Below are 25,138 nucleotides of genomic sequence, written 5' to 3'. Positions count from 1 at the left end.
TATCAAATATATTCGTCTCCGTATTTCAGTTTAGCATCTGTAACAAATTGTTTAATGCGCTGCTCTTCTTCTTTCTTACAAACAAGAAGCACATTATCACATTCTGCTACAATATAGCCATCCAGGCCTTGAACTACAACTAATTTATCTTTAGGAGTCATTACGATATTCTCAGTACTATCGTACATCAAAGCTTTGGACGATAAGCATACATTGGCATCATTATCTTTCTCAGATACGTCATACAGTGATCCCCAAGTACCAAGATCGGACCAACCAAAATCAGCTGCTTGTACACATACGTTCTGAGCCTTTTCCATAATTCCATAGTCAATAGATATATTAGGGCAGAAAGGGAAGTTTTCGTCAATAAACGAACCTTCACGATCAGTACCAAAATGACTTATCCCAAGGTCGAATCTTGTTGTGATCTCTGGGAGGAATTCGCGGAATGAACTTAGAATGGTCTGCATATTCCAGATAAAAATACCTGAGTTCCAAAGGAATTCTCCACTTTCGTAGAAAACTTTAGCCAGTTCGAGGTTTGGTTTTTCAGTAAATACCTTAACTCTGGTTACACCATCTATCTTTGTATCGCTCATCTGGATATATCCATAACCGGTTTCGGGACGGCTAGGACGGATGCCCAATGTCAACAATACATTATTTTTTTCAACAAAATCGTATGCATTCTGAATTACACGCAGAAATTCATCTTCTTTCAAGATAAGATGATCTGAGGGAGCTACTACTATATTTGCATTCGGAGCAATGCTATTAATATGATAGGTCGCAAATGCTACAGCCGGAGCTGTATTACGACGTATAGGTTCTGACAAAATCTGGCTTGGAGTCAATTCAGGTAATTCCTGAGCAATAATATCTGCATAGTCTTTATTAGTTACAATAAAGATATTTTCTACCGGTATTATCTTCTTAAATCGATCGAAAGTCATCTGCAACAAAGATCGACCAGTTCCGAAGAAATCGAGGAATTGTTTCGGTCTAGCTTCACGGCTGAAAGGCCAGAATCGGCTGCCGATCCCTCCGCTCATTATAACGCAATAGTTATTTTTATTTTTCTCCATAATCCAAAATTTTGCTATAAAGGTAATACAAGTTTATTGATAAACTAAACAAATATAAGAATTGAACTAGAGATAATAAGACTTATTTTTCAAAAAAAACTCCTATTTTGTTTGATATTACAAAATTATATGTACTTTTGCAACGCAGAAATGCCCAGATGGCGGAATTGGTAGACGCGCTGGTCTCAAACACCAGTGGATGCAAGTCCTTGCCGGTTCGATCCCGGCTCTGGGTACGTGTACAAGGAGAAGAAGAGCTGAATCTTAATTGATTAGGCTCTTTTTCATTTTTATACATCATCACTCCCCTGTTTAACACAATCTGCAAAAAGTAACACTTTACTACAAATATTCGTTACTAAACTGATCTTACCCCAAACCCCTAAAGGGGCTTTGCCATTTCTTCCCCTTCAGGGGACAAGAGGGGTGTTTTGTTAAAAAGTAACACTTGTGCACAACTTTTCATCGTTTTCTTAACACGTCATTGATATTCGATAAAACTCTTATATATAAAACAATATAGATAAAGCCTTTTGAAAAATATTGAGGATTTATATAGATAGTCTACTTCTAGTAAATAGAACAACAGAGCTTACTTTTGATATAGGCTCTACTCCTTCTATAATTAACTTCTAACAGTCAAACTAATATACAGACAGAAATTTTATTCCCTTAATTGATTATTCAATATAGTAAGGAAAAATCTTGTCGCTTATTTTAAAAACGAAGTCACTTTCTAAAAGCCAATCTACTTCAGCTTTCACGTCATCTGTCACCTCTTTATATTCTATTAGAGAACCAATATTCTCAATCTTATCGATAAAAACAACATCAAATTCTAATTCGCTTAAACCTAAAGATATAATCTCTAGAGCATCATTTATGTTGTTTGCTTTCACGATGATATTAGCCCAAGCTCCATTGTAATCGATATTATCAGGCAAACCATCAAAATCAATTAAATCAGAAAAAACCAATCCGTCTTTTGCTTTTAAATTTACAAATGCCAACCAAAAATTACTATATTTTTTTTTCACAGTTCATTTAGATTTACTTTCCTTGCCCTATTTCAATGATCTTCTTTCTTTTTTTGATAAAGTTCCAATAAACGCATCTAAGTGCGACATCACATATTACTTTTAATACTCATTCTGTAACTTTATAAGTATTTTAGGCCTTTTCCATTCCGAACACCAAAGCTTCATGCGATTATCATCCAGTATTACTAGTGTATATTCACCTTTCGGATTATAAGCCTCGAGGAGTTTTTCAAAACCTGAATTTCCACTAGTATGGCTAATATCAAATATTAACTTGATCTTATTATCCGGCAAATATGTCCATTGACCACAATGTTCAATACTTGCAGATTCTTGAAAAGAAAAAGTATTATCAACATTCAACGTGATATTAATTCCATAATAAGCAGTCAATACATCCGATTTTATTTTTTCTGAATATGTATAAGTACCTGATTCTTCCAATTTCATCCCTATAGACTTATTTACTCTACATGAACAAAACAAAGATGTACAGAACATAAGAATAATCACAACCCATTTAATTTTCATTTGTTCCATCTTGTTTATAACATTTCATTCAACTTAAGGTCAACTTCAAAAATATCCATGTACTTAGGTAAATTTAGACAATTTTATTGGATATAGATAATCTTCTTATTTAAATATCTTTCATAGCATAGAACTTCTCTACAGAAATTTCTTCTATCTTAGTAGCCGAAACTACACACAATACAAACCGAATGAGCATAAACCTCAACTTTCCGATGAAACTACTGATAGGAGAACATCAAATTCTTCTCCACGGAATTATTGAGTTCCTAGCCATATTCATTGCTTTCAGATATTACCTGTATCTGAAAAAAAGACATAATGATCCGGTTAGTCCAATCAATCGTCTTGTTGCAGCTATTGGTGCTACACTGGGTGCACTTATAGGATCACATCTCTTAGGAGCAGCCGAAAATATTCCCGAACTGATAGCTAGTCCAGACAAATTTCAATACATCGTACACAACAAAACACTGACCGGCGGACTTATCGGCGGATTGATAGGTGTAGAATTATTTAAGAAATTTGTCAATGAGCGACACTCTACGGGCGACTTGTTCACATTTCCCCTTTTGCTCGGAATCATCATCGGACGAATAGCCTGCTTCACAACGGGCATCTACGAAGAAACATACGGAGTACCCACAACATTACCTTGGGGAATAGATCTGGGCGATGGACTTTCCCGACATCCGGTTACATTATACGAGATCGTCTTTGCCGTCATTCTATGGATCGTACTCAAATATTTACTGAATAATTATACCTTGCAGTCTGGTGCAATTTTCAAGATATTCATGATTGCCTATTTCTTGTTTCGCTTCCTGCTCGATTTCATCAAGCCCGGATGGCGATTTTACGGAATCAGCACCATACAAGTAGCATCACTCTGTGTATTGATTTATTACGGAAAATACATACTAAATCCTCATCTGTTATTTATAAGTAAAAAACTAAAAACTACAAGCCATGCCAACTAGAGATTATATCTATTACGATTTTACAATCAGCATATGCCCCGAATGCTTAAAGAGAGTCGATGCCAAGATTCTGATCAAAGACGAGAAAGTTTACATGGTAAAAACGTGTAAAGAGCATGGCACTTTCGAAAGCCTGCTAGCGTCTGATGCTACTTACTATAAAAATATTCGCAACTACAATAAAACACCCGACATCCCTCTTCAATTCAATACCGAGGTTGTAAAAGGATGCCCTTACGACTGCGGACTATGTACCGATCACGAGCAGCATAGCTGTCTGAGTATTATCGAAATCACCGACAAATGTAACCTAACCTGCCCTACCTGCTATGCCTCATCTTCACCCAAAGGGAATCATCACAGTTTAGAGGATGTCAAAAAGATGATTGATACGATAGTGGCAAATGAAGGGGCACCCGATGTGGTACAGATCAGTGGTGGCGAACCAACCATACATCCCGATTTCTTCGAAATTCTGGACTATGCCAAAAGCCAACCTATCAAACACCTGATGGTAAATACCAACGGTTTGATGATAGCTCAGGACGAAAAATTTGCCGAGAGACTGGCAAGTTATATGCCCGATTTCGAAATATATCTTCAGTTCGATTCCTTCCGTCCCGAGGTGATAAAAACCATCAGAGGAACTGATCTGCTTGATATCAAAATGAAGGCTTTAGAAAGATTAAACAAATTAAACCTTAGTACAACCCTCGTAGCTACGATACATAAAGGTCTTAACGACGACGAGATAGGCGACATACTCGACTTTGCCAGCAAGCAAAGGTCAGTACGCGGAGTGACATTCCAGCCGGTTCAGATTGCAGGGCGAAATAAGACAGATGCAATGAATCAACGCATCACACTGACTGATGTTAGAGACGAAATTCTCAAACAAAGTAACTTGTTCGAGTCGCACGATATCATTCCCGTACCGTGTAACCCTGATGCTCTGGCAATGGGTTATGCTCTCAAATTTGGAGACGAATTTATACCAATGACTCGCTATGTCGATCCTAAGATATTGCTTGACAATACCTCTAAAAATACAATCGTATACGAACAAGACGAGCAGTTACACAAACATCTGCTTAAAATATTCAGCACCGGAATATCGGTCGATAAAGCTTGCGACGATGTTACCCAATTACTTTGCTGCTTGCCAAAGGTTTCAGCACCTGAACTGAGCTACGATAATCTTTTTCGTGTAATAATCATGCAATTCATGGATGCATATAATTTTGACGTTCGGTCGGTAAAAAAATCGTGTGTTCACATCGTAACTCCCAAAGGGAAATTAATTCCTTTCGAGACAATGAATCTAATCTACAGAAATAACAAATAATAATAAACCTATTATGACAGATATGCTTCTATCCCTATTTCATTTGTTAAGAGTTTCTGAACTGGAGAATATCGGAATTGCAATGTTCTTCCTTGGACCTGTCGTAGCAGTTGTAGGTTTGATAATATCCATTGTGGGAGCTATAACTCAAAATAAAAAAATAGTTTTCAGAGGGCTATGGGTTATTTTGGCAGGTCTATTATGTTCTATCGGAGGCTTCACCTTATGCTCGATGAATATGAATATGAATTTTAGGTAAAAAAAACATCTGCAAAAGCTGTATGATAGGCTTTTGCAGATGTTTGAATAATTTAAAAATATACTAAACCAAGTCTTTATTGGTATCTACACCTTTTGCTTGTCTAATAAACTCTTCCACCTTATCTACCATTTCCGCATTTCCACAATAGAAAGGTGTGCGTTGATGAAGTTCCTTTGGTTTTAATTCCAATATCCGTCTCATTCCATCCGATGCTTTTCCACCAGCTTTTTCGGCCAAGAAAGCAATTGGATTACACTCGTAGAGTAAGCGTAATTTTCCTCTTGGAGCTTTCTGAGATGATGGGTACATATAAATACCACCCTTCAGAAGATTTCTATGAAAATCAGAAACCAAGCTACCGATATAACGGCTTGTATATGGTCTGTCTTCAACTTCTTCCTGACAGTACTTAATATAGTCCTTCACTCCTTGAGGGAAACGGATGTAGTTTCCTTCATTCACCGAATAGATACTTCCTTTTTCAGGGAATCTCATATCAGGATGTGACAAATAAAAACTACCAATAGCCGGATTTAATGTAAATCCATTTACTTTATTACCCGTAGAGTATACAATCATTGTAGATGTTCCATAAAGGATATACCCTGCAGCAACCTGATTAACACCTGGTTGCAAGAAATCATCAATAGTTACGGGAGTTCCTACCGGAGAAATTCTTCGATAGATTGAAAATATGGTTCCAACCGAAACATTAACTTCAATATTTGATGATCCATCCAGTGGATCCATCAGAATAATATATTTATTATTGTGTCCTCCGTCAAGACCTTTGATCGTAATAAAGTTATCATTTTCTTCGGAAGCAATACCGCAAACAATCTCACGGTTTATCAATGTCTGAATAAATACATTGTTTGCATAAACATCCAGTTTTTGCTGATCTTCTCCTTGAACATTCGTAGCACCTGCACGTCCGATGATATCGACCAAGCCAGCCTTACCTACCTTGTAGGTAACAACACGCGCAGCCAATAAAATGGAGTTCAAAAGCCGTGATAGCTCACCCGTAGAATACTGAAAATCTTCTTGTTTTTCGATAATAAACTCGTCGAGGGTCTTTCTTGTTGTTTCCTTTGGAATTTCTTTCATATCTTCCATAGCAATGTGTTTTTAAAGGTTATTATAGTAGTTAGTTCTAATTATGTGTTTCTAAAATTATATCATTTAAAATCGAAAAGCAAATTAAGCAGTATCACTTTTGAGGATGATACTGCTCTTTAAATTTATTTAGCTCTCCTTAATTTTACAGTAAAGTGACGTAAAATTTCAGCCTCCCAGTCTATTTCAAGGCCTTTGGTAATAGTTTCACGTCTGCCGAATACATTTTTCAAGGCAGCGGCAATCACATTCATATGATTGTCAGTATACACACGACGTGGAATTGCCAAGCGAACAAAATCCAATCCGTCAAAACGATTCTCACGCGTTATAGGATCTCTATCGGCAAGGATATATCCTATTTCGCATGCACGGATTCCTGCCTCAAGATACAATTCTACAGTCAATGTCTGAGCCGGGAATTGTTCTTTAGGTACATGTGTTAAAACTTTGGATGCATCAACAAATATTGCATGGCCTCCTGCCGGACGCTGATATGGAATACCATATTCATCCAGTTTTTTGCCTAAATATTCAACTTGTTTAATACGAGTCTCAAGATTCTCGAATTCGGTATTCTCGTCAAGACCAACCGACAGAGCCTCCATATCGCGGCCGCTCATACCTCCGTAGGTAACATATCCCTCAAACGCGATACATTTCACTTTAGCAGCTTCGTACCAGCTTTCTTCATTGGTGGCAATAAAACCACCCATGCTTACAATGGCATCTTTTTTGGCACTCATAGTCATACCATCGGCATACGAAAACATCTCGAGGCAAATCTCTTTGATTGATTTATTTTCGTATCCTTTCTCTCTCATTTTGATGAAATATGCATTTTCAGCAAATCGAGCCGAGTCGATAATAACTTTTTTACCATACTTATTAGCCAGTTCGCGTACTTCACGCAAATTCTGCATCGATACGGGTTGTCCTCCAGCTGTATTGTTGGTACATGTAACAATAACGAAAGGAATTCTGTCTTTATAATCTTCCAAAGCCTTTTCAAGCTTCTTGATATCTACATTCCCTTTGAAAGGTACTTCAAGCTGCGTATCCTTAGCTTCGTCAACTGTACAGTCTAAAGCTATAGCTTTACGAGACTCGATATGCCCTTTCGTTGTATCGAAATGTGAATTTCCGGGGCAAACGTCTCCTTCTTTTACTAGGCATGAGAATAAAACATTCTCGGCAGCACGTCCCTGATGAGTAGGTATGAAATATTTGAATCCTGTTATTTTCTCAACAGTTTCTTTCAGATGGTAATACGAGTCGGCTCCTGCATAGCTTTCGTCGCCGATCATCATTGCCGCCCATTGGCGATCGCTCATAGCTCCGGTTCCCGAGTCGGTCAACAAATCGATATATACTTGTTGAGCTCTTAACTGAAAAACATTGTAATGCGCATCTTCTATCCATTTTTCACGTTCTTCGCGTGTGCTTTTACGGATAGGTTCAATCATCTTAATTTTCCACGATTCAGCAAAAGGTAATTCCATATAATAAAATTTTTAAGGTTGTAAAATAGTTGATAATAGCAGAATAATCGAAATACGAAACATACTGCAAATAAAACAAAATGATAGTTTTAGTCACAATAGCCATCTCTTCTCTTTATATTCAAGAATAGATTTACATATGCTATATCATTGTATTCATGCTTCATAGTATAGAACAACCAATTTTATTCTAAAGCATAAATATAATCAATATTATTTCAATTTGTCAACACTTCGATGTTAAATAGTAAGCTAAGCAAGATAATCAGGCATATGCTATTCGAATACCGGCAATAAAAAAAGCACCTATAGGATTGACCTATAAGTGCTTTATATCAATTGATATTTTTAACTTGCTATTTATACCTTGGCTGCTTTCTGAGCATCAAGTTTCTTTACAACTTGTGAATAGATAATCAGTGCTATTGCCGAAATCAATCCAATACCGAAAAATACCAGCCACAAGTAATGTGCATTAGCTGTTGCAGCTGCATAATCAGTGCCCGGAGGTAGAGTCTTCGGATCTGGGACAAACGCTTCCAACAAGAATCCTGAGATACCAAATGCTATAAGTGAAGAGAAAAACGAATGCAGATGGCTAAATCCAAGATACAAACCTTCTTCACCTTTAGGTGATTGTAACGAGAAATATTCAAGGAATCGAGGCGAAATGAAACATTCGGCCAAAGCTTGAAAAGCAATACCTACAATCATCATAAATGTTATCGGGTGGAAGCCCAGAATATCGCCTTGCACCAAGTTCCCGCTAGCCATAATCAAAGCTGATATTGGAATAATAAACATTCCCACTGTGATAGATGCAATTGCAGAGCGTTTCTTCATCAATGTTGTAACTAAATTCACTAGCAGAAATACCACTAATGGATTTACGTTCGATATCCAAGCCGGAGTAGCTCCATCACCAACCAGACGGATTACATATTTTGGCATCGATGCATACATTTGTTGCTGCACAGTCCAGAATCCGGTAGTGATAAGTATCAATGCAATCAGACGACCATTTGTACAAACTTTAAGGAAAGCCTGCCATATTTCACTAAATGTCTTACCCTGACCTTCTGTCTTAGACGATTGATAGAAGAAGAATACTAGTATCAGGGCTATAAGTGTTGCTGCTGCCGAAAAATAATTCAAGTAGATCATACCCTCATCACCCAGCGCTTTACGCAAAGGATCGACAATAGTCTTTCCTGTAAAGGCTCCGATGTTTACCATCATATAGAAAATAGCAAATCCGCGTGCACGTGTTTCTGCTGTTGTTTCTTTAGCTACTGTACCCGAAATTACGGATTTAATAAATGCTCCTCCAACAACTAAGAACATCAGAACTGGAACTATTGTCCAACGCTGTGCACTTGTCTCCAGACCGGTAAATGTCGTATGACGGCCAAAGTCACCAACTCCGATAGACACGAAAAATTCTTTGAAATTTCCGATCAAGCTATCGATAAAACTGTCGGGATTAAGTTCTGAAGCGTTCGCTGCTCCATACGAAACCAAGCCTGCACTTTCCAGCATAGTTGGAAGCACAGCCAAACCTAAATAACCGATTGTCAATAATGAGAAAGCAATCATAATTGCTTTACGGAAGCCTATCTTGTCTGAATATGCTCCCATAAAAGTAGGAAGTAGATAAAGACACGCCGAGAAGATTCCGGAAATAATACCTGCTTCGATATCCGAAAAACTCCAGATATTCGATAAATAAAGTGTAAGTGAAATGAAAACTGCGTAGTAAGCCAATCGTTCCAGAAGCTCGACTGAATTGGCTACCCAAAATGCTTTAGAAAATTTTGCCATTGTTAATTTTGATAGTCAATATTGATATTAGATCTTATTTGCTAATTCAAGAACCGTCAAAAATACAAAAAAAAGGCTTCGGCACAAGGCTAAAAAATATTCAATCAACTTTTCTCGCTGATTAGATGATAAAAAGTAACACTTGTATACATAGTTTCCAAAATTTCTCATCATACGCTTTCTTGCTTGAAGTCCAATATTAAAACAATATAGATAAGCTTATTACTCTTAAATAGAGGATCAATCATATAGTTTCCTTTGTTTTGTTATATTTGTAATACAATTATAAATTAAATTCGTATGGAATTAGTTGAAATCGGTTTTTGGTATAATCCCAAAAGTGCTGTGTTTTATAAAATTGAAAATAAATCCCTTTGTTGTCCTTTTTGCCAAACAACAATTGTTCCCCAATATATATTTTCCATTAGAGAAGATTTTGGTTCTGGATATGCCGATGTTTTTTCCAGATGTACAAATAGTTCCTGCCAAAAAGTATTTATAGTTCGTTTCAATAAAACTAATCAGGGATATGGACATTTTGAGAAAATATTACCAACAGCTAGTCCTACATCAAAGGATTTCTCCAATACTATTGCAGAGCTATCTCCCAATTTTGTCATAATATACAATCAAGCCTATGCTGCCGAACAAATGGGATTGGATCAAATTTGCGGAACAGGGTATAGAAAAGCATTAGAGTTTTTGATAAAAGATTACTTAATATCAACACAACCCGAAGATAAACACGATGCGATAAAAAACAAATTTCTTAATAATTGTATTAGAGAGGATATAGAGAACGCAAATATTAAGAATGTTAGTGCAAGGGCCGTATGGTTAGGAAATGACGAAACTCATTATACTAGGAAATGGGAAAACAAAGATGTAAATGACTTAAAAGCTCTAATATCATTAACCCTACATTGGATCGAATCTGAAATCCAGACAAAAAAGCTTTTGGAAGACATGACAGAGTTTAGATAAAAACTTACTTCTTTAACTCGATTCTGAATGTAGTTCCGATATTTATTTCTGATGATTTTACATAGATCCTTCCCCCATGATACTGCTCTACAATACGCTTAGCCAAGGATAAGCCCAATCCCCACCCTCGCGACTTGGTTGTATATCCGGGTGTAAAAATTTCTTTGAATTTCGATTTCAATAATCCTTTTCCGGTATCCGAAATATCAATAAATACACGATCTTCTATTTTTTCCAGAGTAAATATGATTTCGCCTTGACCGCTCATAGCATCAACAGCGTTCTTCGTCAGATTCTCAATTACCCATTCGAAAAGTGTTGTACTAACTTTAGCATAAATCGGCTCGTCTGGCATCTGAAAAACGAAGTTGACCTTTTTAGATATTCTACTGCTCAGGTAATCGACTGTAGATACTATCAGTTTCCCCATATCAGCCGATTCGAGAGCCTGAGCAGAACCTACTTTCGAAAATCGGTCGGTAATCATTTGCAGGCGGACGATATCTTTTTCCATACTTTCCAATATCGACGGATCGGTATGCTTCATTCTCAGATATTCTATCCAAGCCATCAGTGAAGATATAGGTGTACCAAGTTGATGTGCTGTTTCCTTAGTCAAACCAACCCAAAGACGATCTTGCTCTAATCGTTTCGAGCTAAGAAATGCGAGGATAGATGTAAGAACAAACACAAAAAGAACACCCATCTGAATATAGGGATATGCTTGCAATTGCTTCAGGGTATACGAGTCGTCGTAATAAACATATTGCTCGAAATCCTCTGCCGCGATGACAATAGGTTCGTTTTTATGCTTAAACTTCTCGGCTTTTTTCCGCAGAAAATCCTGTTCCGCAGTTTCCGGAAGATCGATATTTACGGATGTGAAACAATCTTCTTTCGAATCGTGTAAAATAACGGGAATCGTAGTATTGCTCTCAAGGATCTTGATGATCAGATTCATATTATTCTGTCCGTCTTCGCTGCTCGCAACTTCTTTGGTGGCCTCGGCCCAGATACTTATTTTATTGCGTTCTTCTTTGGCAAGATCATTTACCAACAGATTGGATACAACTACCGACCCGATAGCTATAAACACAGCTACAAGGATAAATAAGTATTTAAAAAGTACCTTATTTTCCGATAGTCTCATCCATGAATTCTTTTATCTGTTAATTGATAACGCAAATTAAGTGTAATTCGTATAAAATGCAAAGGCAGAGTACACAAGATTATGTAGCTCTGCCCTATTTATAGAGTATAACTCTTGATGATATTATTTTTCTGACAGCAATTTTTTCACTGTATCCGAGATATCGCGTCCGGCTGCAATACCTGCCAATTTACGAGCTGCTGAACCCATCACTTTACCCATATCAGCCGGAGAGGTAGCTCCTACTTCTTCTATGATCTTACGTACTTCGACAGTAAGTTCTTCGGGTGTTAATTGTTTTGGTAAGTAAACTTCTAAAACAGCAACCTCAGCAAGCTCTTGATCGGCTAATTCGGGGCGACCTTGTCCACGATAAATAGTAGCACTATCCTTACGTTGTTTTACCATTTTCTGGATAATAAGCAATGCTGCGTCGTCAGTCAGGTCATGACTGGCTCCTTTTGCTGTTTTTGCCTCAATAAATTCTTTTTTTATACCACGCAGTGCTTCCAGACGTATTTTGTCTTTTGCGCGCATAGCATCCTTAATATCTTCGCTTACTCGATCAAATAGGTTCATATAATTGCTTTTTTATATTCGTCTCTCAAATTTACACATTATTCTTACAAATAGAGAAAATATGTAAGCAAACATTTAGCAAATGGCCTCTATTCTCTCGTTACATCATGGGATAACCCATCATCGATGGATCCGAGCCGCCTCCACCAAAGCTATTGAAGCGATAACTAAACGTAAGCATCATATACCGGTTTATAGATTTGGTATACGAATCGGAAGAATAATTGCTGTTTGTCGTACGTCTTAGGCTATTCCGATCATTCAATATATCAAATACTTGCAAACGGATAGTTCCTTTCTTATCTTTCAGCAGATTTTTTTCGATATAAGCATTCCATACAAACTCCGATTTCTTGAAATCTTCGCCAAATCCCGCATAATAGTTGAATTGAATATCGCTTCGAATCGAAAAATCGTACGGCAATTTGAACGTCAGGTTATTTGTCAACCTATACGTTGATGTCGATCTGTCATTGGCCTTCGATAGGCTATTTCTAGCCAAATTGTAAGAGTAAGCTCCACTGAGTCGTCCAGTGAATTTCTTATCTTTATAATTGAATGCCAATCCTTCGGTCAGATAAATGCTATTTGTTATAGCTTTCTTTGTATTCGTAAAACCTACATAACGCGTGTAATTTGCATTGGTGTAGGTACTGATCGTTATCTTCTTGTTTTTCAGTGGCGTGTTATACATAAAATAAGCATTCGCACCCATATTTCCATTCACATTCCGATAGCTATTCTCGGTATTTCCTTTTGCGTCTATCAAGGTATAATTGGCAATGCTGTTCAGCGTATAGTCAAACCCTGCCGAAATCATCATAAAACGACCAATCTCGTAATCCGATTTCTGATAATTCAGATTCAATCTATTTGAATAGCTGGGTTTCAGGTCGGGATTACCATAATATTTATTCGATGCATTCAAGATAGTAGTATCGGCAGAAAGTTGATTGGTAGAAGCCTGACTGGTTCGCCCATTATATGTTATATCGAAACTGCTATTATCATTAGGACGATACGAGAATCTTAAATCAGGCGAGTAATTTACTACGTTCTGCTTCACTTCGTCCACCAACGAATCGAGCATCCAGATAGAGCTTCTTGAATATGACGGATCGACACTGAAACCGAGTGTAAGGTCGTATTTTTCGCGTGTACGCTGAAACTCGAGGCTTATACTCTGATTTGTATTTCTATTATCAGTTTCACGTGTATAAGCGCTATCCAGAATTAAATAATCACCATTCAGGTTGGGTTTCCATGTATTACGATCACGATTCATCTTATTGTTATTGATCGAATAAGACAGTCTCAAACGATTATCTTTTCCTAAGGGTTCGATATACGAGAATGTTATTCCGTATGTATCATTCTTGTCATGCGCTTTAGACTGTTGATCGAGGTCTATGGCAGTTGTGTCATTGGTATATTCGGTCAACGAATTATTTGTGCCTTTATCACGTCCTCGCCTGGTGCTGTGCTGCAATGATAAACTTATCGAGCGACCATCTTCGCTGAAACGTCGGCCAAAAGTCAACGAGCTATTGATTGTATGACTTTTCGAACGATTCCAACTATCGTAATTTGCCGAGGTAGTATCTGTCAAATTCTCAACATACGAGATATTTGAACTCCGATTTTGCGATATATTATCTCCCAGCTGTACTGATGAATTTGCATAAATATAAGTCAGCGAATCGATATCCCAACTTAAATTGAAGCCGAAATTAAAACTCTGCTGTTTACTCAGATTTGACGATACACTTTTCGACCAACGATCGCCATCCTCCAGATATGTCTGCATTGTAGATGTTGTAACAGATTGGTTCTGATCGTTTCCGAAACGGCCAAAAGTACCAATCTTCATATCTTTCACCGGTTCGAAATAAATATTCGTTCCTAGATTTTGATTCTTGGATTCTCCATTATCATAGAATCCGGGAAACTCGCTGACATTGCCTAAATTCCCAACTAACGCTGCCTGCGTTTCACCTCGCATATAGTTTGCTACCAGATTGGATGTATATCTTCCACTAGATCCATAGCCGGCTTTTATATTGCCAAAAAGACTTTGTTTCAATTCGTCTTTTACAACCAGATTCAGTGTCTGGTCCTGATCTTGCTCTTTAAAACCGGTAATCTTTGCTGTCTTCGAATCCTCTTTAAAAATCTGCAATTTCTTGATCATATTGGCCGGCAGATTAGCCAAAGCCAAGGGAATATCATTCCCGAAAAATTCTTTACCATCAACCAATATTTTATTAACAGGCTTTCCGTTTGCTGTAATCCTACCTTCATCGTCTACCTCAAGACCCGGTATTTCGTTTATAAGATCACGTAAAACTGCATTCTCTTCCGATGCAAAAGAATTTGCATTGTATTCGATAGTATCTCCTTTGTTGACTATTGAGGGGACTTCAGCTGTGATCACAGCCTCTCCCAGATGAATTACTTTATCCTGAATATAAATTGTGTCGAGCGACAATATCTCATTTTTCAATCCTATCGACACTCGTTTCGAAAAGCCATCGTATCCGACTAACGAAATATCTAAGGCATAATCTCCTTTGGGAGCGCCAATACGAAAATAGCCAATCGTATCGGTCATAATACCATTCAACAGAGTACTATCTGCTACACTGCGCAAAGAAACTACAGCGGAATAAACTGGTTCCTTTGTTTTCTTATCCATAACAACGCCTTCTACATAGCCCGAAGTCGGACTACTTTTCTGAGCAAAAGTAGTTGTCGATATTAGTAGTGTTAGTAATATGAAAAGGTATTTCTTCATTCTTGATTTATGACCGTACTAAGTTAATGCATTTATAGAATAAATGCTCAAACTTGCGAAAATCCACAAATCGAGATGTTAAATCGTACAGATTTATATTTTCTCAACCGATTGTACCAGCTTATTTTTATTCAGCTTAATTCTAAGATTGAAATATTCGTTAGCTGGCTTTTTCTTTGACGAGATGTAAGTTATCTTCTTCTGAACACGAATTTCAACAATATATATTCCTTTGTCATCTACCTTTACAGATAACGATTTAGGGAATATATAAAAACCTTGCGCCTTGATACCTTTCTTATACATGTCATTTTTAAATTCGGAGAATATAGACGTTGTAGTCTTTTTCCTCAGTCCGAAATAACTATCAAGTGTCGGAATCATTAACTTTTTAGCCTTTTCGAATCGATAGCTGGAAATATGATCGGCCAAATCATAAATACGTTTTTCAACATCTTTCAGGTCTTGCCCAGTAACAGCTACCGGTGCAGGTTTTTCCTCAACTACCGGCTTTTCTTCTACCGGTTGTGGCTCACCTGCGGCATAAAGTGCTTGAGCCTGCTCTTTATATTTCCCTGGATAAACCCCCAGATCCGAATTTTCGATATAAAATAAATAAGCGGTCTTAGTTCCTTCAGTTGTAGCTTTCAACCAAGCCAACGAATCAATCTTCTCGCTGATCTCATCCTGATAAGTCGTACCAAGATTTGCTTTCGAATAGCCAATCAGATCGGCAATATTATTGATTGATCGTATTTGTTCCCATTCATCCTTTTCAACCTGATGAAATTCTTCGATCTTTGATTCGGCCTGCGCAGCAAAAGTTCCTTCAGGATATTTGACTAAGTATTTCGAATATGCCAACAAAGTATTTTCTTCAAGCGTATTTTCCCAGATTATTGCTTCAGTCTGATCAAAAGCCTTTGTTTCTACTACGCGACTTGCACTATACCAGCCTATAGCTAGAAGTAGTGCAGCCAAAATAATAAACAATATTGTATTTCGAACTTTCCGAGTTTTTTTCTTCGCCGGAAAAGCTTGATCGATAACATACTCTAGATCTACTTCTTTCGGAATTTCAGTTTCTTCCCCATCTCCTTTTTTATCGTAAAAAGCTTCCGGTAGCTCATCTTGAGCTATCTGCCTACAGTCGTCGCAGAAAGCTTTATCATCTTGAATATCTTTACCACATAGTGGACATTTCTTCTCTTCCATAACTATTATCTAATCCTTATTACAAAGATAACTTTTCGCTTCGTTATATGTACCTTTATAAAAATAAACATTATTAATCGAGATAAGTTGTAACTCTCGATATTTTTTTTCGTCATATATAATGAAACCGAAATAAAAAAGAATGAATTTGGCCGAGACTGAAATAGTCACACGTTGTTGTAAAGGCGAGCGAAATGCTCAGCTCGAGCTATACAGCATGTACAGCCGGCAAATTTATAATAGTTGTTTTAGAATATTGCAAAATCAGATGGATGCCGAGGATGCAATGCAAGAGAGTTTTTTGAAAATTTTTGCCAAAATGGAACAGTACAACGAAAGTGTTCCTCTAGGTGCATGGATAACGCGTATAGCAGTGAATACGTCTATCGACAAACTCAGGCAGAAAAATATTGATTTGGTAGCGATCAATGAAAATATCAAGTATGATATCATCGAGGACGATACTGATGATTGGGAAGCAACGACCGAAATGGTAAAAGCCATAAAACAAGCTATAACTGAGCTACCGGATAACCTTCGAGTTATCATCACGTTATATCTCATTGAAGGCTACGATCATAAAGAGATTTCGGACATACTGAATATTAAAGTAGGTACATCACGTGTACAATATATGAGAGCAAAGCAAAAAGTATTAAACATTTTAGAAACATACAGACAATGAAGAGTATAAGAAATAACAAAGATCTGTTCGATGATATGGAATTGCCAGATGGGCATCTCGAACGATTCGAAGCTCTTCTGCAAAAACAGGATAAGAGCAAACGACGTGCAACGCGAGTACGATTAATCACTACCATAGCATCAATAGCTGCTTGTATAGCTATCGTCATTTTTATAGGGACTAAGTTTAGTCACATGGGGAACGAGTACAGTAATGTTGCTCCTGACTTGATGCAGTCAAAAGAATTTGTCGATCTCAACAATTTCTACAAACATCAAATGGATGAGCAGATCAATAATATTATGTGTAAGCTGGAACATGCCGACAGCGAAACATCGATGGCAATGAAGCGTGATATTGATAAAATAATTGCAGAAAACAGAAAATTCGTCGCAGATATATCTAAAAGCGAAGATCAGGAATTAGCCCTATTTTATGTCACACAACATTACGACCGCAATCTTGAGGTTCTAAACTTTATAAATACCACTTTAGGTTCACATTTTAAATGCTAAACATTATGAAAATATTAAGAATACTTATCATCGCAGCCTTATCTCTTACTCTTCCTCTACAGATGAGTAGTCAAAATAGAGATATAATAGTAACTCCGGACTGGTTAGATTCCTCCGATATATCAATTCTTTCCGAACTAGATAAACTCAAGGACTTAGCGCCACTTTCAGATCTAGCAAATCTAGCAGATCTAGATATTTATAAGGATGTGAATAATCTGCTAAAATCCGAAAACGGCAAGCAAGTTATCGTTGTACAGAGTAACAAATCTGACAAAGAGAGAACTCCGAATAGAATCGAAGAAAAATCGTTTGATAATGTTTCCAAGGTTAATATTTATCAGAACGGAGGAAATGTGACTATAAAAGAGTCCAATAGCCGCAAGATTAACGTCACAATACAATACTTCGATATAAAAATGCAAAAAGCGGAAGCTAATGTTTTCATGAAAAATGGAGAATTGAATATCGAAACTTCAGAATCATCTAGAGAAATGGGATACTACATCAACTATATCATTTCTCTGCCCAAAGGGATCCCGGTAGATGCAAAGCTTAACTATGCAAATATTAGTATAGATAAAGCACAAGCGCTATACAATTTAAGATTATCTTATGGCAATGCATCTATTGCAAATTCAGATAAAGACACACCAAAAGTCACTATAAAATATGGTTCTCTAAAAATGGATAATGCTAAGGATGTATCAGTCGATGCCATGTATTCTAAAATAAGTATTAAAAATAGCAACACTCTGAATTTGAATGGTAAGTATAACTCATTATCACTAGGAAAAGTAAATACAATACACTTCGATAAACAGTCGATGTATAATAAATATCAGATAGAAAGCATCAATAATCTGACCGCAAGCATAAAATACGACAAAATAGAAATTGGAGAATTAGTACAAAACATAGACTTAAAAGCTGCTTACTCAAAAATTAATATTGGAAAGGTTTCATCTAAATCGAAAAACATTACTGTAAATGGGTCCTACTCTACAGTGAGCCTATCATTTGACGAATCAATATCGGCTTCAGTAGAAGCGAACATAAAATATGGCGATTTATTTGTATCGAAGAAATACAATACTAAAACCATATCGGACGAGAGCGATTCGTTCAGCGTTTCGAAAAAGGTATTGATTGGCAATTCATCGCCATCATTATCAGTGAAGGTATCTAATTCTTATTCAAACGTAAATATAAAATAATATGAAATTAAACAAGACAATCCTGCTAATTACCCTCTCTGTATTAGGGATAGCAACAGCTTTTGCACAAGTAAATGAAGACAGAAAAATATCTTCTTTCGACAAGATAAGTATCAGCAGTGGAATACATGTCAAATACGTAGAAAGTAGTAAACTAAGTCTAAAAGTAGAGGCAGAGAATCAGAAAATATTGGATGCCGTTGAAACTTCGATAAATGGTAAAACACTCAATATTGCTGTTAAAAAGAAAACTAATATTAAGACAAATAAAAGTATAACAGTGTATATTTCCTCTCCGTCGCTTAGTGCAATAACAACTTCGAGTGGAAGTAAATTTACGGCCGAAAAAGTCACTGCCAAGAAAGAGCTATCTATATCTACTACATCCGGCTCTTCATGCAATATCCAGTCTATAAATGCTCCGGAAGCAGTTTTTATTGATATTAGCAGTGGAGCTAGTTCTGAGATTGCAAATCTGAAAACTCCGACATTGAATCTATCAACGTCGAGTGGATCTTCAAGTAAACTTACGGCAGTCGATATAGCTAATGACATCAATATATCAAGCAGCAGCGGATCTAGCTCAAAGATAGAAGGCAAAGCTAAAAATGTAAACATAGATGCAACTAGCGGCTCTTCTGTAAATGTGAGAAAGCTGACACACGACACTATTAATATTGCTAAAGACAAAAGCGCATCTGTTAGCAAATAATTGATATAGACATCAACCTATAGGTGATAATTAAATTAAAATAAACAATAAAAAGAGAGGGACTTGTGAAAGCCCCTCTCTTTATGTCTTATCTAAATCTATAGTTCAATTATCCTTGTTATTCAGAGCATCACGAATAATGGATGCCAGCTCGTAGTTTTCCTTAGCAACAGCTTCATCCAAAAGCTTTTCAAGTTCACTCTTGCTCAGCGATGAATAGTCTTGATCTTCGGGCTTTGCAAACCCCATATAACTATCAATTGTATCTTTCGAGCCTTCTTGACTGCGTTTTGCATTTGCTTCGTCAAAAACAACGCTCAGTTCTTGCATTATATCTTCTGTTGTATATATTGGCGATCCAGTACGTAGAGCTATTCCAACTGCATCTGATGTACGTGATTCTATTTCCGTAATATTATCGCCCTGTTTCAATATCAACCGCGAGAAAAATACACCATCACTATATTTATAGATATTTACTTCGATAAGATCGATGGAATAATAGGTAAAAATATTACATATCAAATCGTGTGTCAATGGACGTGGTGGTGTCGATCCTTGCAATTCGAATGCAATAGACTGTGCCTCCGGCGTGCCAACTATTACCATCAGACGACGAAGACCATTTTCTTCAGCCAAAACAAGCCCATAGGCTCCGGTTCTGTTCTGATTGAACGAAAACCCTAAAACCGATAATTTTACTTTATTAATCATTATAATCCTTACGTACAAGCTAATTCTTATTCAAAAATAACGAATAAATTCTCTTTACAGCCCTATTTAGTAAATAAAAAGCATATAACACCATATCCAAATCAAACTAACAACATATAAAACTGCCGTTTATAAAAGGTCGATAGATAGATATTTTATTGTACTTTTGTCAAAAAATTTCAGTTTATCATTTTATCATCATATTTTTAATGCAACTCAACTTTACAGAATTATTACATCGAAAAGGGATCAGAGAACTAATAAAATATGGTATCGTTGGTGTAATAGGACTAGTCATTGATATGGGTATTTACTATCTGCTAGTGCCTAAACTCAACGTCCATTATCCTTTCTCTTACCTTATATCTGGATTGCTAGCTGGAAATATGTCGATAAAAATGATAGATATCCTTGTTTCGAACACCATCAGTCAAACGCTAGCTGTAGTCAATAATTTTGTACTCAATAGCTATTTCACATTCAAAGTTACCGATAGGAAGTTAAAGCGATTCTTAACTTTCGTTTCCATTGCCATCGGTGGAATGTGTATCAGTTCTATGTTACTTACATTGTTTATAGGTGTTTGGGGATTAAACGAAATGTTAGCAAAAACCATATCAATAGTGATAGTTGCAATGATACAATTTGTAATCAATAAGTTTGTAACTTTCAAAGCAGCAAAACAACAATAAAACAATCATCCTAAAAACATATACTTTTTTCAAAACAATAAGACTACATACATTGTTATAATATCAAACTAAAGATAAATGAGATCCTTCTTGATGAATATTATAACCTAAGATGCACGAATACTGTCCGAAAAACAGTTATAATAGAACAAAATCACATATCAACCTATGAATAATAATAGTAATTTTACATTAATTCCTATTATAGCTATATTCCCCTGTATTGTATATACGCTAATGTATTTTTTCGGCATACACCAACCCTATGCCATCTGCACTGCGTTGCTTCTTACTTTGGTTGGCGATCAGATAAACAGACGCGTCCTGAAAGTCAATATATACAACAAGATATTTGGTCTCATTATGCTGAGCTTGACTGTAACCTTGTTATCTTGGTTCTTCACGCAGGATTATATTTCGAATCATCATTTTTGCTTCATTGTATTCGAAATAACAACATTGTTGCTTTTCATGATTCTCAGATCGAGTCGAACACTTATCAAAGTACGCTATCTCAGAAAATGCAATATCGGCCAGAAGCTTCTCTTTCATGGATTTGTCCAGTTAATATCGCTTATAAATTACTTTTTCATCCTGCATATATCAGTCATTATCATATATTTATATTTCAGAAATGCCGGCGCTATAGAGAATCAGTATGTCTGGGATCTTTTTATATTCCGTTTTATACCTCTTCTCGCAATGCTTGCAGCCAGTGCATATGAAATATGGCGTGTAGTATCATTATACAAGAAACTCAATAATGAAGAATGGATACCCATCGTCTCCGAAACGGGAGATATAACCGGTAAGATTGCCAAATCTGTATCGCTCAATATGAAGGACAAATACATGCACCCGGTTGTTCGTATAGCACTGATCTGTGGCGAAAAAGTCTTTATTCAAGAACGTCCTCTTAACGATAAAATCTTCCCCGGAAAGCTGGACTATCCATTCGAAAAATATGTTCTATATGGTCATGTTATGCGTGAATCTGTTCTAAACAGTATCAAAAAGAATCTAGCACAGAACGTGAGTATGGATATCAACTATGTCCTGAAATATCCTTACGAAAATGAGGATACCAAAAGACTGGTTTTTTTCTATACAGCTAGTATTCAGAACGAATCGGATATCAAGCGTACGAAAAAAATGTCAGGCAAATTCTGGACAATTAAACAGATAGAAGAAGTATTTGCCGATGGTAGTTTCTCGGAACACTTCGAGCTTGAGTTCGAATATCTGAAGAATATGATCCTGCTGAAAGACGAGAATTGTCTATTCTGCAAGAGCTAGCCTTCTATCAAGCGATTTTCTTCTCCTTCTTATTCATCTGACGCCAAACCTGATAAGAGTTGATTATATTCTGCCACAAGACATAAGCTCCCGGTGCGATAGACGAAATGGGATTCAGGTAAGTCTGAGCCATCCAAATAGCCAAAATCGTATTTTTCTGCCCCAATCCTTGTCCTCCGGCAACGGTATCTCCGTACTTACGGCCGAAATAACGCCCTGCCACAAACTGAAAAATACAGATCAGCAATGCGATAAGTGCCAATCCTATCAATACAAATTCGTTAGAAGCATCTTGAGCCATAATGAATTTTACGGTGGTAGCCGTAACGATTATAAGAGCCACAGACCAAAGGTAGAACGAGAGTGATTGCGCTTCCTGAACTTTCTTGTGTATCTTGTAGAAGTACTCGTCCAACACAACAGCCAGTATAAGAGGTAAAAGGAGCAACAAAAATACCTTTTGCGAAATAGAAATCAGCGACTGAATAAAAGTCGGATGAGCTGAGCCAACATCAATTATAGAAAAGAATACGGGTGCAACCAAGGCTACAACCACATTACATAAAATACTATATGATGTCAAACTAGCCATATTGCCTCCAAGCATACCCGTAATGACAACAGCCGAAGTGGCCGTAGGTGCCAGCATGCAAATCATAGCCCCTTGCGCTATATACGGATTCAGAGGATTCAGCAATACATACGCACCAATGCTTCCAAAAAGCTGAATAGCTAGCAGAACAAGGTGCATACGGGTTATTTGTATCTCACGCCAAGATATCTTGCTATACGAAATGAATAGCATGATAGCGATAAGATATGGAGTGCAAAAGGACAGATGTTGAAACCAATTGTAACCAACTGCGCCTATACACATAGATATAGGCATCATATACGATTTAATTTTCGCTAATGACATTTTAGTCTTTAAAATAACGGTATCCGTACAGATACCGTCAGGTTATTCTACATAAAGTACCAGTCCTTTCAAATATTCTCCTTCGGGATGGTAAATATTCACCGGGTGATCGGCAGGTTGTGTCAATTGGTGAAGTATACGTACTCTCCTACCCGATTGTGCCGCTGCACTGAATACTGCCAGACGAAATGCGTCTTTGGTAATAGCCTGCGAGCAAGAGAATGTAAACAGAATACCTCCGGGTGCAATGTTTTCGAAGGCAGTTGCATTCAGACGTTTGTAGCCCTGAAGCGCATTTTTAATAGCGCCACGATGTTTGGCAAACGCCGGTGGATCGAGAATTATAAGATCGTACTGATCTTTTCCTATATTTTTCAAATATTTGAAAGCGTCTTCGGCAAATGCTTTGTGACGATCGTCATTCGGGAAATTCAATTCCACATTCTTTTCGGTCATCATGATAGCTTTAGACGAACTATCTACCGAGTGAACCAGTTTTGCTCCTCCGCGCATTGCGTAGAACGAGAAACCTCCGGTATAGCAGAACATATTCAGTACCGAACGTCCTTTCGAATATTTTTCGAGTAACGAACGATTATCACGCTGATCGACAAAAAAGCCTGTCTTCTGACCTTTCAACCAGTCACCATGAAATTTCAAGCCATTCTCAACAACAATATTACTTACGTCCTTCCCTCCTACCAGATATTCATTTTCGGCTCCCAATTCGGCCTTAAACGGCAATGTAGTCTCCGATTTGTAGTAGATATGTTTGATAGTATGGCCCATCACTTGCTGTAGCGCAGTACAAATCTCATTCCGATATTGGTGCATACCTACCGAATGCGATTGCATAACGGCAGTTTCGCCATAGATATCGATTACCAATCCCGGAAGGTTATCACCCTCGCCATGAACTAGACGATATGTATTGTTATTCTCGTTGATCAGACCCAAAGCTTTACGAAGTGTGAAAGCCGCCGATAGACGATCGTTCCAGAATTTCTGGTCGATATCAATATCTTCGAAAGTCAATACACGCACCTCGATACTTCCTATCTGATAATGCCCACGGGCAATAAACTCCCCGGCTGAAGTGTATACCGATACTACTTCGCCCTCTTCGATGTTCTGGTCTTTCGATTGCACTGCTCCCGAAAAGATCCATGGGTGGAATCGTTTTAACGATTCTTCCTTTCGCGGTCTAAGAGTTATTTTCTTATAATTCATTCTGTTTATTTTACTATACTTAAATAATGGCTACAAAATTACACAAAAAATACGATTTAAATCGAGTAATTCACTACTGTAAGCAGTTACAACCTTAAAAAATGTAATAGTACTGATTATCAATTCATATTTAGTTAAAAAGTAACACTTGTGTATAGTTTTACACCATTTCATATTTCATGTATATATTTTTTATAAGTTACTTATTACCTACAGTATAGATAAAATAGATTGAAAATAATATAGTGTCTGAATTCATTCAATACGATATATGGCACTGAATAGTGTATATAAAAATAGCTCTTTGAATAATTTTAAGTTTTTCAGATCAAAAATTAACTAATTATTAAATATCTATACAATTAAATCATCCTATTTTAGGAACATCAATTAAGAACAATTATAAATAATAAAACAAGAAAAACTCTTATGAAGAAAATATTATGTTCACTTGCTGTTGTATTGGCATTAGCATGTTCATCTAGTGTAATGGCTCAAGATGTAAATAAAAAACAAGAGCCGGCAAAATGCTGCACTACTAAAAAGGCTGATAATGCTAAATGCTGTGATTCGAAAAAAGACGCAAAATGTTGCGACTCGAAGAAAGAAGCTAAATGCTGCGATTCGAAAAAGGCAGCTGACTGCAACAAAAAATAAAAGGATATACGTTCGTTTTACAAAAAGAGAGACCAAATGGTCTCTCTTTTTTTCTTTTCATTCCACAAAGGACAGAATCTTTGAGCAAAAA

At 36.9% G+C, this 25,138-nt stretch carries 24 protein-coding genes and 1 tRNA gene; 12 read left to right on the top strand and 13 right to left on the bottom strand.

The features are described from left to right. Window positions 1-2: 2 nt before the first annotated feature. Window positions 3-1,088, bottom strand: coding sequence for a mannose-1-phosphate guanylyltransferase (locus tag C1A06_RS03005; protein WP_185116807.1), 1,086 nt, complete (start codon window positions 1,086-1,088; stop codon window positions 3-5). A 152-nt stretch (window positions 1,089-1,240) separates the two neighbouring features. On the opposite strand from C1A06_RS03005, the gene C1A06_RS03000 reads away from it, so the two are divergent. Beyond that, a tRNA-Leu gene (locus C1A06_RS03000) sits at window positions 1,241-1,324 on the top strand. Window positions 1,325-1,768: 444 nt separating this feature from the next. Here C1A06_RS03000 and C1A06_RS02995 read toward each other — a convergent pair. Both C1A06_RS02995 and C1A06_RS02990 read right to left on the bottom strand, forming a co-directional pair. After that, window positions 1,769-2,125: a hypothetical protein gene (locus C1A06_RS02995; protein ID WP_101688744.1), complete on the bottom strand. Its 357-nt coding sequence runs from the start codon at window positions 2,123-2,125 to the stop codon at window positions 1,769-1,771. Window positions 2,126-2,227: 102 nt separating this feature from the next. Then, on the bottom strand, window positions 2,228-2,578 hold the full coding sequence (locus C1A06_RS02990; RefSeq protein ID WP_101688743.1) for a hypothetical protein: 351 nt from the start codon (window positions 2,576-2,578) through the stop codon (window positions 2,228-2,230). Window positions 2,579-2,850: 272 nt separating this feature from the next. Between C1A06_RS02990 and C1A06_RS02985 the strand changes: the two genes are divergently transcribed. From C1A06_RS02985 to C1A06_RS02975, 3 genes are read left to right on the top strand one after another with little or no spacing between them, the layout of a single operon-like run. Further along, complete coding sequence (locus tag C1A06_RS02985) at window positions 2,851-3,639, top strand: prolipoprotein diacylglyceryl transferase (RefSeq protein WP_185116806.1); 789 nt, start codon at window positions 2,851-2,853, stop codon at window positions 3,637-3,639. Further along, complete coding sequence (locus C1A06_RS02980) at window positions 3,629-4,984, top strand: radical SAM protein (RefSeq protein WP_101688742.1); 1,356 nt, start codon at window positions 3,629-3,631, stop codon at window positions 4,982-4,984. The genes C1A06_RS02985 and C1A06_RS02980 overlap by 11 nt, the downstream gene beginning before the upstream one ends. 13 nt (window positions 4,985-4,997) lie before the next feature. After that, the gene (locus C1A06_RS02975) at window positions 4,998-5,243 is read left to right on the top strand and encodes a hypothetical protein (RefSeq protein WP_101688741.1); all 246 of its coding nucleotides are present in this window, start codon (window positions 4,998-5,000) and stop codon (window positions 5,241-5,243) included. Between the two features lie 63 nt (window positions 5,244-5,306). Here the strand turns inward: C1A06_RS02975 and fbp are convergent, their stop codons facing one another. The 3 genes from fbp to C1A06_RS02960 all read right to left on the bottom strand — a co-directional run bounded on the left by fbp (window position 5,307) and on the right by C1A06_RS02960 (window position 9,688). Next, window positions 5,307-6,365, bottom strand: a complete 1,059-nt coding sequence (fbp, locus tag C1A06_RS02970; RefSeq protein ID WP_245871990.1) for a class 1 fructose-bisphosphatase — start codon at window positions 6,363-6,365, stop codon at window positions 5,307-5,309. A gap of 125 nt (window positions 6,366-6,490) precedes the next feature. Then, a complete protein-coding gene (gene tnaA, locus C1A06_RS02965; protein WP_101688740.1) occupies window positions 6,491-7,867 on the bottom strand; it encodes a tryptophanase TnaA in 1,377 nt (458 codons plus the stop codon). Window positions 7,868-8,227: 360 nt separating this feature from the next. Continuing rightward, the gene (locus C1A06_RS02960; RefSeq protein ID WP_101688739.1) at window positions 8,228-9,688 is read right to left on the bottom strand and encodes a POT-type proton-dependent oligopeptide transporter; all 1,461 of its coding nucleotides are present in this window, start codon (window positions 9,686-9,688) and stop codon (window positions 8,228-8,230) included. Between the two features lie 300 nt (window positions 9,689-9,988). Here C1A06_RS02960 and C1A06_RS02955 point away from each other — a divergent pair, with 300 nt between their 5' ends. Continuing rightward, a complete protein-coding gene (locus tag C1A06_RS02955) occupies window positions 9,989-10,672 on the top strand; it encodes a DUF4145 domain-containing protein (protein ID WP_101688738.1) in 684 nt (227 codons plus the stop codon). A gap of 4 nt (window positions 10,673-10,676) precedes the next feature. On the opposite strand, the gene C1A06_RS02950 is transcribed toward C1A06_RS02955, so the two are convergent. The 4 genes from C1A06_RS02950 to C1A06_RS02935 form a co-directional block, all read right to left on the bottom strand. Continuing rightward, the gene (locus C1A06_RS02950) at window positions 10,677-11,822 is read right to left on the bottom strand and encodes a sensor histidine kinase (RefSeq protein ID WP_101688737.1); all 1,146 of its coding nucleotides are present in this window, start codon (window positions 11,820-11,822) and stop codon (window positions 10,677-10,679) included. Between the two features lie 123 nt (window positions 11,823-11,945). Beyond that, window positions 11,946-12,401, bottom strand: a complete 456-nt coding sequence (locus C1A06_RS02945) for a GatB/YqeY domain-containing protein (protein WP_101688736.1) — start codon at window positions 12,399-12,401, stop codon at window positions 11,946-11,948. A gap of 100 nt (window positions 12,402-12,501) precedes the next feature. Beyond that, window positions 12,502-15,195 carry an outer membrane beta-barrel protein gene (locus tag C1A06_RS02940; protein WP_101688735.1) on the bottom strand — a complete coding sequence of 898 codons (2,694 nt, stop codon included), beginning with the start codon at window positions 15,193-15,195 and terminating at the stop codon, window positions 12,502-12,504. Between the two features lie 93 nt (window positions 15,196-15,288). Further along, window positions 15,289-16,410 (bottom strand): hypothetical protein, encoded by a 1,122-nt coding sequence (locus tag C1A06_RS02935; RefSeq protein ID WP_101688734.1) that lies wholly within the window; start codon window positions 16,408-16,410, stop codon window positions 15,289-15,291. Window positions 16,411-16,552: 142 nt separating this feature from the next. Between C1A06_RS02935 and C1A06_RS02930 the strand changes: the two genes are divergently transcribed. From C1A06_RS02930 to C1A06_RS02915, 4 genes are read left to right on the top strand one after another with little or no spacing between them, the layout of a single operon-like run. Further along, complete coding sequence (locus C1A06_RS02930; protein ID WP_101688733.1) at window positions 16,553-17,095, top strand: RNA polymerase sigma factor; 543 nt, start codon at window positions 16,553-16,555, stop codon at window positions 17,093-17,095. After that, window positions 17,092-17,610, top strand: coding sequence for a hypothetical protein (locus C1A06_RS02925; protein WP_101688732.1), 519 nt, complete (start codon window positions 17,092-17,094; stop codon window positions 17,608-17,610). Before C1A06_RS02930 ends, C1A06_RS02925 begins: the two co-directional genes overlap by 4 nt. A gap of 5 nt (window positions 17,611-17,615) precedes the next feature. Further along, window positions 17,616-18,827 carry a DUF4097 family beta strand repeat-containing protein gene (locus C1A06_RS02920; protein ID WP_145996329.1) on the top strand — a complete coding sequence of 404 codons (1,212 nt, stop codon included), beginning with the start codon at window positions 17,616-17,618 and terminating at the stop codon, window positions 18,825-18,827. A 1-nt stretch (window position 18,828) separates the two neighbouring features. Further along, window positions 18,829-19,539 carry a GIN domain-containing protein gene (locus C1A06_RS02915; protein ID WP_101688730.1) on the top strand — a complete coding sequence of 237 codons (711 nt, stop codon included), beginning with the start codon at window positions 18,829-18,831 and terminating at the stop codon, window positions 19,537-19,539. 105 nt (window positions 19,540-19,644) lie between these two features. Here C1A06_RS02915 and C1A06_RS02910 read toward each other — a convergent pair whose 3' ends face one another. Further along, on the bottom strand, window positions 19,645-20,253 hold the full coding sequence (locus C1A06_RS02910; RefSeq protein ID WP_101688729.1) for a bifunctional nuclease family protein: 609 nt from the start codon (window positions 20,251-20,253) through the stop codon (window positions 19,645-19,647). A 209-nt stretch (window positions 20,254-20,462) separates the two neighbouring features. Here C1A06_RS02910 and C1A06_RS02905 point away from each other — a divergent pair, with 209 nt between their 5' ends. Both C1A06_RS02905 and C1A06_RS15000 read left to right on the top strand, forming a co-directional pair. Continuing rightward, window positions 20,463-20,945 (top strand): GtrA family protein, encoded by a 483-nt coding sequence (locus C1A06_RS02905; protein ID WP_101688728.1) that lies wholly within the window; start codon window positions 20,463-20,465, stop codon window positions 20,943-20,945. 168 nt (window positions 20,946-21,113) lie between these two features. Continuing rightward, on the top strand, window positions 21,114-22,241 hold the full coding sequence (locus tag C1A06_RS15000) for an NUDIX hydrolase (protein WP_145996328.1): 1,128 nt from the start codon (window positions 21,114-21,116) through the stop codon (window positions 22,239-22,241). Window positions 22,242-22,248: 7 nt separating this feature from the next. Here the strand turns inward: C1A06_RS15000 and C1A06_RS02895 are convergent, their stop codons facing one another. Together C1A06_RS02895 and C1A06_RS02890 are read right to left on the bottom strand one after the other, a co-directional pair. Then, entirely contained in the window at window positions 22,249-23,133 is an 885-nt protein-coding gene (locus C1A06_RS02895; protein WP_245871989.1) for a transporter, read from the bottom strand. A gap of 69 nt (window positions 23,134-23,202) precedes the next feature. Beyond that, on the bottom strand, window positions 23,203-24,390 hold the full coding sequence (locus tag C1A06_RS02890) for a class I SAM-dependent rRNA methyltransferase (protein ID WP_101688725.1): 1,188 nt from the start codon (window positions 24,388-24,390) through the stop codon (window positions 23,203-23,205). Between the two features lie 429 nt (window positions 24,391-24,819). On the opposite strand from C1A06_RS02890, the gene C1A06_RS02885 reads away from it, so the two are divergent. After that, complete coding sequence (locus tag C1A06_RS02885; RefSeq protein ID WP_101688724.1) at window positions 24,820-25,047, top strand: DUF2059 domain-containing protein; 228 nt, start codon at window positions 24,820-24,822, stop codon at window positions 25,045-25,047. Window positions 25,048-25,138 lie beyond the last annotated feature (91 nt).

It is taken from the genome of Dysgonomonas massiliensis (genome assembly GCF_900240225.1).
Taxonomy (GTDB): domain Bacteria; phylum Bacteroidota; class Bacteroidia; order Bacteroidales; family Dysgonomonadaceae; genus Dysgonomonas; species Dysgonomonas massiliensis.
The sequence above is the reverse complement of the archived record's forward strand: the minus strand, read 5'-3'. Positions and strand labels throughout refer to the sequence as shown.